Source organism: Verrucomicrobiota bacterium (assembly GCA_039027815.1).
Classification (GTDB): domain Bacteria; phylum Verrucomicrobiota; class Verrucomicrobiia; order Verrucomicrobiales; family JBCCJK01; genus JBCCJK01.
Genome location: JBCCJK010000012.1, coordinates 17794 through 29712, shown reverse-complemented (window position 1 = coordinate 29712; position 11919 = coordinate 17794). Strand labels below are relative to the sequence as shown.

The window sequence follows — 11919 nt, the reverse complement described above, 5'->3', positions numbered from 1 at the left end:
GCTCTCCCTTTTTCGAATTGGGTCGAATCGGGAAATCGAGGGCGCTAATTAGGCTTTGCATTCCTGGGAGCGGCTCCCATGCTCAGGCGTCGGATGAAGCAAGCAATTCCCCTCTTTCTCAAGGGCGCGGCCATGGGAGCGGCCAATGTCATTCCCGGGGTCTCAGGCGGCACGGTGGCCTTTCTCACCGGGATCTACGAGACCCTCATCCGCTCCCTCAAATCCTTCGATCGCGAGGGCATCCAGCTCCTGCTGACTTTCAAAATCCGCGACTTTCTCGCCCACATCCACTTCAGCTTTCTCCTGCCGCTGGGCTTGGGTGTGCTCGTGAGCATCCTCTCGCTCGCCAAGATCCTGAAATACCTCTTCGAGAACTACCCCACCATGCTCTGGGCCTTCTTTTTTGGCCTCATCTTGGCCTCCATCCTCTTCGTGGGACGCCTGGTCAAAAAATGGTCCTTTGGCAGCCTCACCTCTCTTCTTGTCGGAACCGGTTTGGCCCTGGCCATTGCGCTCATGAAGCCGGCCGAAGAAAACGCCGCGCTCTGGTATCTCGTGATCTGTGGGGTGGCGGCCGTCTCCAGCATGATCATCCCGGGAATCTCTGGATCCTATGTCTTGGTCCTTCTGGGCAACTACCAACTGATTATGTTGGAGGCCGTCTCGGACTTGGACTTCGGGATCCTCCTGCCCGTGGGTCTGGGCGCGATGCTGGGTCTCCTGGTCTTGGCGCGCTTGCTCGATTGGGTCTTCGCTAAGCACCACGACACCGCCATCGGCCTCTTGACCGGCTTCGTCGCGGGCTCGCTCCTGGTAATCTGGCCCTGGAAAAACGAGGTCTATCTCTTGAACGAGGCAGGCGAGCTGCTTCTGAAAGATGGCCAGCCCAAGGTGGCCGGTTACGACTGGCTCCTGCCTTCCCTGGCTGAGGCTTCGACCTGGATGGCCCTGGGGTGGCTGGTCCTGGGCTTTGGGATGGTCTTTGCCATGGAATGGTTCGGAACGCGTAACCAAGGCCAGCGAGAAACATCATGAGCCCGAGCGAGCCGGCCGAAAAAGAGCCCCTTTCTTTCAAAATCATTCGCCAGCGTCTCCTGGCGGGGATTGGCTTTGCCCTGCCTACGGTCCTGACCGTCTGGCTGCTGATCGTGCTCTATCAGCAGCTTCTCCGGTTCGGGAATTCGATCGTCGAGTTTGCCTTTCGTTTTTTCGGGAGCGCCTTTGGCACCCAGTGGTCCCCGCAGGAAGTCTTAGGGCCTTTCTGGAGTTGGCTGCTCAATCTGACCCTGCCGCTCGTCCTCTTCGGCTTGCTCGGCTTCCTGCTGTCCCGGCAGATCGGGCAACGGATCGTGGAATTCTTTGGTCACTTCCTCCAGCGGATGCCGGGGCTGAATTGGGTCTACAACACCATCAAACAAGTCATCGACGCCATCCGAGGCATGGGGTCCAAGGAGCGCCAGTTCAAGGGCGTGGTCTATGTGGAATACCCCGCGCCGGGCTGCCGCTTGATCGGCTTTGTCACCAATCAATACTATGACCCCGACCTCGGGAAAAATGTCACGGCCGCCTTTTTGCCCACCTCTCCCAATCCGCTGACCGGCTTCACCCTCATCATGGACAATGACCACGTCATTCCCTGCAACATGAAGGTGGAGGAAGCCACCAAGCTCATTCTCTCGGCGGGGATCGTCTCTCCCAGTCGCTTCACGCAACTCCCGGTCGACGAAGCCATCGCCCAAACCACCCGCCCGGCCACCCCAGAAGAGCCCCGCTAGCCGAGAGCGGCCAAGGCTTTGCGCGCTTTGGCGAGGGCGGCGTCCGCCTGGGGGTCCCGGCCGAGCGATTCCAGCCAGGCCTGGTAATTTCCCACCACGATTTCCAGCTCCTCGCCATCGCCCGGGTGCTTTTTGAGCGTTTTGAGCGCGTTCACAAAATAGGTTTGGGCCTGCTCCTCCTGCCCGAGGTTGGCATGGAAGACCGCTAGGTTGCCCTGAGTTTGTCCCACATCGGTGTGACCGCCGGCGTGGAGCACCTGGCGGACTCGCAGGGCCCGTTCGTAGGTCGACTGCGCTTGCTCGTCGAAACCCGCCATGGCGTAGAGGCCTCCCAAGTTGTTGAGGACATCCGCCACCTCCTCCGAATTCTCACCATGGAGGGAATCGAAGTAGTTGGCTGCTTCAATGTAACAGGTCTCGCTTTGGTCAAAGTTCCCGCTGTTCTTGTAAAGAAGCCCCAGATTGTTTTTGAGGGTGGCCAGGATTTCGATTGGATGCGGGGTCACCTTCAAATAGAGCTCGACCGCTCTTTCAAAGTGCTCGCTGGCCTCCGCTTCCCGCCCCAGGCGATCATACAGATCCGCCAAATTGCCCAAGACACGGGCCCGCAGAGAGGGTTCCAGACGGCTGGAGTTGGCCGGGAGAACCCCGAGCGCTTCCTCGTAAGCCTGCGTCGCTTTGACCGGGTCCGCCATGCAGAAAGCCAGATCGCCTCGCAATTCCAGGGCTTGGAAGAGGGCGGGACCTCCGCTGGCCCGCGCTTCTTCGATACGATTTTCGACCGCTTCAGCCGCTTGCTGACGGTGGCCGTTCTCGAAGAGACTGAGGATTTCGGGCTCGCGAATCCGATCCGAAATCGATCCCAAGGAGGTCATGATAAGGGGGAGGGAAGAGGGGAAGCACACGAACAGCGTTTAGCCGCTGCTGGTTAGGGCCGCGACTATGGAAAGGCGTTGCGAAGGAATCAACCCAAAAAGCTCGCGGAGACTTTCTTCCGGCGGTCGCCCTGGCTGGAGAATCCCCAGGGTCTCAGCCAGTTTCCGCTCGAAGTGCAGGACCGCCTTGAGGGTGACCGGCTGGTCGTTCAAAAAATCCAAGGCCCGCGTTAGAAGCGAATACAGCTCGGCCGCCTCGCCCATTTCCATGCCTTCCACCCGATCCAGCCAAGCGGTGAAGTAGGCGGCTGCCATGGTATTCCAATAGCGTTCTCGAATGTGGAGCCGAGGGTTCTCGAGATCGGCCTCGCGCAGGACGTGGAGATCGCTCTTTCGGCTGGGAACCCACGAGATGCGGGCGGTGAAGAACAAATCCAGCCGACCAGCCAAGGCACTTTTGGGACGCCGCGCTCCCTTGGCCACCGTTTTGACCCGCCCTTCGGCCTCCGTCCACCAATGCACGATCCAACTCGTCTCTGAGTAGGGATAGCGATGAAGGACCAAGGCGGGCGAATCCAAGGGAGGCTCAGTTTCCGATTTCCCGAGCCAAGTTTCAAGCGCGAGCTGCCTGGCTTGGACGGCCCTCTTCGAGAGATTGGCAAAACGAGCACTTGAAACTGAAAATGGGAAAACGGAAACTCTCCCATGGACCGCAACGTCGCCCTCGACCTCAACTCTTTTGATACCGGCCCGCTCCTGGCCCGCTTGGGAGAACTGCGGAAATACCTGGACGTCGCTTCCCTCTCCTCGCAGATCGAGGCCCTGGAAAAGGAGATGACTGCGCCTGACTTTTGGGACGATTCCGACCAAGCCCAGGGCAAAATGGCCGAGGCCAATCGACTGAAAGCCCGCCTGCATCCCCTCTTGGAACTGGACGCCCGCATCCACGACCTCGACGCCCTTCTGGAACTGGCCCAAGAAGATGGCTCCGAGGAGATGGCCGAAGAAGTGGCGACCGAATTCGAAGCCGCCGGCCAAGCTCTCGATGCCTTCGAACTCCTCCAACTCATGAGTGGGGACTTCGACCGCAACAACGCCTACCTCACCGTGAGCGCCGGAGCCGGCGGGACCGAGTCGTGCGACTGGGCCAGCATGCTGCTGCGCATGTTCCAGCGCTGGTCGGAGCGTCGTGGCTTCGAGACGGAAATGGTCGACTACTCCGAAGGGGAAGAAGCCGGCATCCGCGGGGCCACCATCTTGGTCAAAGGCGAAAACGCTTATGGCTACCTCCACGCCGAGCGCGGGGTCCATCGACTGGTCCGCATCTCTCCTTTCGACTCCCAGTCCCGCCGTCACACTTCCTTTGCCAGCGTGGATGTCTCCCCGGAAATCGATGACGACATCAACATCGACGTCAACCCAGCCGACATCAAAGTGGACACCTTTCGCTCGGGCGGAAAGGGCGGCCAGAACGTCAACAAAGTGGAAACCGCGGTCCGCATGACGCATGAGCCGACCGGCGTGGTCGTGGCCTGCCAACGGGAGCGCTCTCAAGGTCGCAACCGCGAACTCGCCCTCCAAATGCTCAAAGCCAAACTCTACCAGATTGAGGAGGACAAGAAGAAGTCGGCCGCTGAGCAGCAATACGGAGAAAAGGGAGAAATCGCCTGGGGCAGCCAAATCCGCTCCTACGTCTTTCAGCCCTACCAAATGGTGAAAGACCACCGGACCAACCATGAAACCGGAAACATCACCGAGGTCATGGACGGCGCGCTCGATGGCTTCATCGAAGCCAAGCTGCGCGCCGACGCAGCCGCTTGAACCAAGTCATCTCAAGCGGCCCGCCGAACCGCCGATCATGCCGTCCCCCTCCCGCCTAATCGTCTTCCAGCGATCAAGCTGCCGAGCGGAATCAACACGCTGCCGGTCATCCACTGCCAGTGAACTTGCAGCGTTTGGAGCAAGTCCTCGCCCCAAGCCACTTCGACCTCAATCTCCCGCTCAAAGGTTCGCAAGGTGCGCGCCTGGCGCTCCCCATCCACGAAGAGAAGCGCGTCCAAAGAGAGAAACAGGGTCTGCTTCCCGCTTGCCTGGGGGGTCACGTCCCACTGCCAGGTGGTCGGCCCCGCCAAAGAAACGGCCTGCTGCTCGCTGGAGAGCGCCAAGATGGAGAGGCCATTTCCCTGGAGGCGGGCCAGCATGATGTCCGAGAGCAGGATGCGCTCGCTTTCGACCAAGCCATTTTCTTGGGCTATGGCGGCCAGCTCCTCTTGGGTTTTTCTCGGATCGAGCAGGAGTTGGATGCGGGTCGCTTTCCCCTTCTTCATGATGGAGGGCAGATCGAAGGCGATGCTGCCTTCGATCAGTTGATCGAGCGCCGAATCAACCGCTTCCAAAGAGTCCGTGAGGGAGGCGGCCTCTCGTTTCATGACGGCCGCGGAGGGAGGGGCTGGCCTGGCTTGCGGTGCGGCCGGCGGGCTGAGGACCGGGCCCCGCTCGTTCATGGTATCAAAGGCATCCGCCAGCCGGGTGAACTGCTCTTGGTCGAGCGATTCCAAAACCCCTTCCGCCTGTAGCCCACTCCAAACGATTTCGAGCACCTCATACCAGCTCAGATCCGCCGGCAGCTCCGAGGAGCCCTCCTCCCTTTCCACTATCTCAGGGGGCGCAGGGGCCGGGATTTCTGGCAAGTGGGCGATCGAGGGAACCTCCTCCCTGACTGGGGTGGGCTCGACGGCCGGGCGGAGAAAATCGCTCTCCAGAAGGGCCCAGACCAGACTCGTCGTGACCGAGACGGTCAGGAGCCCGATCAAGAGGCGCTGGGCGGAGGTGGCAGTCATGAGAGTCAAGGAAGAGCCAGGTTTTCCTAGCAGGGAATGCGCCGCAGCGTCAAGCCCGGCCAGACGCCAGCCTCTCAAAGAGGGACTCCCAAGCGTCCAAGTGACGCGCCGCGGTCAAAGGGACGACCGTCTCCCGGGCCGCCCGCCCCAGCGCTTCCAGGCGCTCTCGCGGGCTTTGCTCCATTTCCAGAAGAAGCGCGTGCAGTTGGGCGGGATCCTCGGGGTCTTCCAGTCGGAAGGCATTTTCCCGGTCTCGCACCTGATCCTGCACCCCATCTCGAGCCGAGAGGAGGCAGGGCAAGCCGCTTGCCATGGCCTGGAGGGCGGTATTGGCGCAAGCGTCATAGCGGGTGGGGTGCACGAAGGCGTCCACGCTCTGCAAAACCTCCGCTAGGACCAAGTCGGGGCCGAGCCATCGAATCCGCTCCTGCAATCCATAGCGTTGGACTTGGCGAAGCCAAAAGCCATCCGGCCACTCTCCGGCCACACAAAGGGTGCCGCTCAACCCGGGCCAAGCTTCCAAAAGGGCGCCCAATCCTTTTCGCTTGTGATCGAAAGAAGCGAAAAGGAAGAGCGGTCGAGAGGGTTCGATTCCCTGGTCCTGACAAAATTGCGCGCGCTGGGCTCCCCCGGTGGCGGGGTGATAGAGATCGGAATCCACGGCCGTGTGGAGGACGGTGAAGCGCTCGGGATCCACGTCGTAACGCCGGGAAAGCTGCTCGGCCACCTGGAAGGAATTGACGGCGAAGTGGCGCGTGCCCCCGCCGGTGTAGCGTCGCTTCTCGAGAGAGCGTTCCACCAAGTTTTTCGGAGCCCAGCGTTTCCACCATGGCAAGAGAGCGGAATACTCCGCGTGGCATCCCCCCCCAGCCCGGTGGATGTCCTGCACGCCCGTGAGTCCGAAGCCAAGTCGCCAGTCCACTTCTAGTGAGGCTGCCTTGGCCTCGGCTCGTTTCACAAAGTCGATCATTCGCCAGGTCCGGCTCACAGGAAACCGACCCAACTCATGAAAGCTCACTCCCTCGGGTCGCTCTCCGGCGACCCGGCCCGCAATCACGTCCAAACGGTGACCGCGTGCCACCAACCCTTTCACCAAATGACCGAGGTAGCGCTCCAAGCCGCCGCCGATCCCAAACTGGTGGTGCAAAATGGCCAACCGCATCAGTCCCGCGGCCGCTCCTCCCGGGTCTCATACTCCCGCAGACGGCTGTGGCGGACGAAGGTCATGTAAGCGATCGATTTGGCGACCCAATAGCCGGCAAAGCCATCGAGAAAGCCTTTCCGCAGGATGTAGCAGCGGAAGAAGCGCCACCAAGGCCGAAAGACGGCATCGACCAGCGAAAATCGCTTCCCGGCCGCCAATTGCCTTTCCAGATAAGCCTGGCCGAAGGTATTGATTTTGGAAACAAAGCTGGCCATGTCCGGGAAGGAGAAGTGATTGAGGTCGCCCTCGAGGAAGCGAGTTTCGCCCTCCCGCAAGTCGATCCGATCATGCTCGATGCTCCCCCCCCACCGGGCCAGGTCACGCCGGAAAAGACGCAGCTTTTGATCGGGATACCAATCGCCATAGTAAATCCAGCGGCCGAGGAACCAGACTCGCCGGTTGAACTCGGCCCCGCTGTAGATGTAGACGAGATCGTCGTCAAAAAAGCTGCGGAGAGATTCTTTGAGAGGGGCGGAGAGTTCTTCATCGGTGTCGAGCGCCAGGACCCAAGGCTCTTCGCAGTGGTCGAGGGCGAAGTTTTTTTGGTCCCGGTAGCCGAGCCACTCCTGCTCGATCCACTTGGCCCCGTACTTTTCCGCCACCTCGCGACTGTGGTCGCGGGAGCCGGAGTCCACGATCACGATTTCCTTGGCCAGCTCGGCGGCGCTTGCCAGGCAGCGCTCTAGGCTCTCCGCCTGATCGCAGGTCACGATGGAAATCGAGAGAGGGTAAGGACTGGAGGCCGCCATGGGCGCAAAATGACCTAAGGGCGATTTCCTGCCAGCCAAAATCCACGCTCGCGGCAGCCGAGGCTACCTCAGCTCAAAACGGATGCGGCACTCCGTGCCATGGGAGCGAGCCCATTCGACTTGGGCGCTGAGTTGTTGGCCAAGCGTTTGCACGATCTGCAGGCCGAGGCCCGGGGACTGCTGGGGATCGACCTTGGCCGGCAAGCCGGCTCCATTGTCCCGCACCCAAACGACCGCCCCTCGCTCCCGACCCCGATCGACCTGGGCCCCGACTTCGATCTCCCCGGTGGGCCGATTGGCAAAGGCGTGCAGGAGCGCATTCGTCAGCAGTTCGTTCAAAATGAGGGCCAAGGGGATGGCTTGCTCGATAGAGACACGGAAAGAATCCTCGACCCGCTTTTCCAGCTTCACCTGGAGGTCCTCCCGGTGGTAGCCATGGAAAAGATGCGGGGCCAGGAGATCGAGGAATTTGGCCAAGGAAACCTCGGTCAAGTCCTCCCCCTTGTGAAGTTGCTGATGGATGAACGCGATGGTGGTGACGCGGTTCTGGCTGGCTCGGAGGGCTTCCTTGGCCTCGCGATTGTCCATGCCGACGATTTGCAGATTGAGCAGGCTCGCGATGATCTGGAGATTGTTCTTCACGCGGTGATGGACCGAGCGCAGCAGGCCACTCGATTCTCCACCGGCCACGCTCCCGGAGGATTCGACCGGAGCCACTTCGGCCCGCGTGAGTCGATTGATCGCGAGAAGTCCCCGGGCCGGTTGGCCCGGCTCTTCCAACGGCACGAAACGGACCTCCCCCCGGCCGACCTTACCGTCCTTGCGGGCGAAGGGAATCTGCCCTTCGAAGAAACCCTGCTGGTGCATGGCCGAGGAGAGTTTGCGATTGAACTCGCGCGGCGCCTCCGGTGAGTAGAGCCGGTAGAGCCCCTTTCCGAGCACTTCTTTCCGGGAGTAACCGAAGAAGCGCTCGGCGGACGGATTGAGGTCGATGATGCGGCCCTTGAGATTGGTGAGCACCACGGCGTCGCTGATGTTGGCGAAAGTCAGGGCCTGCCGCCGGATGGCTTCCAGGGATTGGCGGGTCCCCGTGATATCCCGGATCACCAGGACGTAGCTGTCCTGCCCACAGGCGGAAAGCCGCCCATCGTAGGAGAGCTGGGTGCCGTCGAAGTGCTGCCGCTCAAACTCGAAGCTGTGGTTGAACCCACTTTCGCCGAGCAGTTTGGCTTCGACGTGTTCCAAATGAGGGGCGGCTTCCGGCAGGACGGTCCCGAGACTTTGGCCGACCGCCCCTTCATCGAGATCGAGGCTGAACTCATTCGGCAGGATCAAATCCTCGATTTTTCCGGTCCGATTCACCAAGAGAATCAAATCCGGAATGGCCTCCAAGAGCGCCAGATTTTGCTCCTGGCTGGTGCGGAGATCGGCTTGGGCGGACTTGGCGGCCGAGATGTCATTGAAGAAGAAAGCGCGCAGTTGCAGCTGCCCTTCCCCATCGTAGACCAAGCTCATGCTGGAGCGAGTCCAGACCGGAAAGCCATCCCGATGAACCAAGCGCAGTTCCGTCTCGCTGGAACCATTGATGCCATTTTCACGAAGCGCCCGCAGCTTGGGGAGATCGCTGGCGGCGACCCAATCCTCGATTCCCATGTGGCAGAGATCGCGTCGTTCGAAGCCGAGCATCCGGGTGAGCGCGTGGTTGGCATCGAGCACTTCTTGGTTCTCATCCACCAGCGCGATGCCCACGCCGGCGTCCTTGAAGATGGCGCGGAACTTGGCCTCGCTCGCCCGCAGCCCCTCCTCATTGTGGCGGGACTCCGTGACATCGGTCATCACCAGCACAAGCGCCCCACTGTGATGGAGCCGAGGGCGGATTTCGATTTCCTTGAGCAAGCCCTCGCTCGTGACCAAGGAAAAGACGCGCGTGATTTGTTTGCGCCAGCAGTCAATCCGCCAGAGCTCCAAGAGAGCCGTTTCGCCCTCAGGATTGGGACAGGCGGCCACCAGCCATTCCTCGAACTCTCGACCGATCTCCAGTTCGTGCCCCAAGATGCCACGATGCTGGGGATTGGCATACAAGATGGCCCCTTCGTGATCGAGCACCGCCACGCCGAAGGGCATGTGATCGGCGATCTGCAAGCCCTCCAGTCCCGGAGGGAGCGGATTCTCGGCCGCTTCGTCGATGGCGTTGGCGAATTGATGAAGGGCTTCCGCCGGGGGCCGGGCTTCCAGCTCCTCCACGCGAAGCGCCAGGTCATTGCGCTCCGCCTCCAGCGAATCGGTCAAATCCTCCGCCTCTTCTCGGAAAAGGTGGGCTTCTTCCAACTCTTCCCGCAGCGACTGCAAACGTCCCTCGGCTTCCTGCTTCCAAGCCTCGAGCTCCGCCACCACCGCGCTCTCTTCTTCCAGAGGGGCGGGAGGGCGCTCGCTCTCCAGCAGCTGCCGCTTGAGCTGCGCCACCTTGCCCTCGAGGGCTTTTTTGAGCTCGAGCTGCTCGGCCAAGATGAGGTTGTTCTCCTCGAGCGCGCCCGCCAGCTCCTCGGCGTCCATGCGGAAGCGATTGGCCTGCTCGACGGCCTGTTGCAGGCTGGCCTCTCCCGGAAGAGCGAGCGCCGTGCCCTCGGCCGTACGGATCATCATGGTGAAGGCCAACTGGCGGGCCTTCTTGCCGGTCGGCGCTTCCGACTCCAGCACGACGTCCTCCCAAGTCTCGTCCCCAGTCCGCAAGCGCCCCTTCCAGTGAAGCGGCAGCTCCTGAGCCAGCGATTTGCGCAGGGCAAAGCGGAAGTCATCCACCTCCTCCTCATCCAGGAGGTCCTCCATCCGAACGCCCTGCCCTTGGGAAGCGGGAGCGAAGTCGCGAAAGCGGGCGTTGGCATGGAGAATTTCGCCGTCCGCGTCCGTCTGCACCACGAGCCCCGGAAGACTGTCGAGGACCAGCCCGCGACTCTCCTCCGCGCTCGCCGTAGGCATCGGGGTCGCCCGGGATTTCAGCTCCTGCCCCAAGCGCAGGACGGCCGTTACTTGCCCCGCTTCCTCCGCCACCGGAAAACTCCTCCACTCCAGGCCGATGCGCTCATCCGGACCGACCTGCAAGTCTTCGCGCTGGGCCACCGGGTAGGAGAAAAGCCCGCCCGCTCGCAGCGATTCCACTGCCGAGTGAAAGCGCTGCTCGGCCGAGACCCCATCCACCACCGAGAGCGCCTTCCAAAAAGGTTCTTCCTCCAGCTCCTCGACCTCGCTTCCCAGCAGCGCCGCCAGCCCTTGGCTCGCTCGCAGAATGCGACCATCCAGCCCCAAGAGAACGGCCACGCTCTGTCGATGGGTGAAAAGCGCTTCACTCCAAGCGGTCGACTTCGCCTCGGTCGGGACTTTCAGGAACGAAGAGCCCGCTTCGGCCCCCTTCTCCTCCTCCTCGGAAGGCTCGCTGGGCCGGTCGCAATTCACAATCAAACCGCCCGGCTTCCCCTCTCTCGATTTCCAAGGCCGGATGTCCCAGCGGAGAAAAATTTCTTCGTTCTCCCACACCTCAAAGGGCCTTCCCTCGACCCTCTCCGACGCCCCATCCAGGCAGCGCTGAAAGATCGCCTTCCACTCTTCTCCCATGCTGGGAAAGATCGCATCGAGCTGCGGTTGCGGGACCTCGACTTGGTTCATGGAAAACAGCTCGTTCCATGCCTCGTTGGAAACGAGGATGGCCAAGTCGCGATCAAGCAGCGCCATCGCGCTGGGCGAATTCTCGACCACGGTCCGCAACATATCGGCTACCCGGTCCCCCGAGCCATTGCTGGCGTGGGAAGACTCGTCTTGTGGCAAGTCACGCGGCTTGGGGGAGAGCGGCTTGGCCCCGGCCTTGAGCGGAGGCAGCTCCTTGGGTGGGCTCTCCGCCGGGGGCGGGGGCCACGGGGCGGAGGGGGCGCCCCCCGTCCGCCGACCGGGAGAGCCGACCGCAGCCCGCGCCCGCAGGAGAGCGCCGTGCAGGCGGATCTGAGCCGGCGGCGAGGCCATCGACTTGCCCTCCTCCAAGCGCTCTTGTTGTCGGGTTAGCCAAGCGGCGGCCGCCACTACGTGGGCCTTGACGGAAGCAGCGGAGAGCGGCTTGACCGCCACCTCGTTGGCCGAGGTATCGGCATCCAACCAGAGCGCTTCCGCTTCGGGCCCATCGACCAAAGCAATGAGGTAAAGCTGAGGAGCGGCTGCATTTGTGCGAAACCAATTCACCATTTGATGGGGTTCCCCGGCGGAGGCCAAGCTCAGATTGCATACGACTAAACTCTCCTCCGCAAAGGACTGCATAGCCTCGGAGTCGGTCTCACAAACCCGGGTCGCAAAGCCCTCTTCTTGGAGAGCGGCTTGGAGGGCATCGCGGGCCGAGCCAGGGCGCTCCAAGAGCAGCGCGCGCCACGCGGGCGCTTCAGGAACGGGGGCTTCTTCTTCCGGCGATGCAGACATGGCAGAGGCCTACAACCTACC

Annotated in this window: 9 protein-coding genes; 3 read left to right on the top strand and 6 right to left on the bottom strand. The window is 61.7% G+C overall.

Annotation, left to right across the window (positions count from 1 at the left end):
- Positions 1–93 precede the first annotated feature (93 nt).
- A complete protein-coding gene (locus AAF555_05200; protein MEM6910962.1) occupies positions 94–1035 on the top strand; it encodes a DUF368 domain-containing protein in 942 nt (313 codons plus the stop codon).
- Positions 1032–1775 (top strand): DUF502 domain-containing protein, encoded by a 744-nt coding sequence (locus AAF555_05195; GenBank protein MEM6910961.1) that lies wholly within the window; start codon positions 1032–1034, stop codon positions 1773–1775. The genes AAF555_05200 and AAF555_05195 overlap by 4 nt, the downstream gene beginning before the upstream one ends.
- Here AAF555_05195 and AAF555_05190 read toward each other — a convergent pair.
- Positions 1772–2650 (bottom strand): tetratricopeptide repeat protein, encoded by an 879-nt coding sequence (locus AAF555_05190; GenBank protein MEM6910960.1) that lies wholly within the window; start codon positions 2648–2650, stop codon positions 1772–1774. The two genes, AAF555_05195 and AAF555_05190, sit on opposite strands and share 4 nt — an antisense overlap.
- A gap of 39 nt (positions 2651–2689) precedes the next feature.
- Positions 2690–3229 (bottom strand): DNA repair protein RecO, encoded by a 540-nt coding sequence (gene recO, locus AAF555_05185; protein ID MEM6910959.1) that lies wholly within the window; start codon positions 3227–3229, stop codon positions 2690–2692.
- A 126-nt stretch (positions 3230–3355) separates the two neighbouring features.
- Here recO and prfB point away from each other — a divergent pair, with 126 nt between their 5' ends.
- A complete protein-coding gene (gene prfB, locus AAF555_05180; GenBank protein MEM6910958.1) occupies positions 3356–4471 on the top strand; it encodes a peptide chain release factor 2 in 1116 nt (371 codons plus the stop codon).
- A gap of 35 nt (positions 4472–4506) precedes the next feature.
- On the opposite strand, the gene AAF555_05175 is transcribed toward prfB, so the two are convergent.
- The 4 genes from AAF555_05175 to AAF555_05160 form a co-directional block, all read right to left on the bottom strand.
- Positions 4507–5490 carry a hypothetical protein gene (locus tag AAF555_05175; protein MEM6910957.1) on the bottom strand — a complete coding sequence of 328 codons (984 nt, stop codon included), beginning with the start codon at positions 5488–5490 and terminating at the stop codon, positions 4507–4509.
- 49 nt (positions 5491–5539) lie between these two features.
- Positions 5540–6652 carry a glycosyltransferase family 4 protein gene (locus AAF555_05170; GenBank protein MEM6910956.1) on the bottom strand — a complete coding sequence of 371 codons (1113 nt, stop codon included), beginning with the start codon at positions 6650–6652 and terminating at the stop codon, positions 5540–5542.
- Positions 6652–7443 (bottom strand): glycosyltransferase family 2 protein, encoded by a 792-nt coding sequence (locus AAF555_05165; protein ID MEM6910955.1) that lies wholly within the window; start codon positions 7441–7443, stop codon positions 6652–6654. The genes AAF555_05170 and AAF555_05165 overlap by 1 nt, the downstream gene beginning before the upstream one ends.
- Positions 7444–7506: 63 nt before the next feature.
- Positions 7507–11898, bottom strand: coding sequence for a PAS domain S-box protein (locus AAF555_05160; GenBank protein MEM6910954.1), 4392 nt, complete (start codon positions 11896–11898; stop codon positions 7507–7509).
- Positions 11899–11919: the final 21 nt, after the last annotated feature.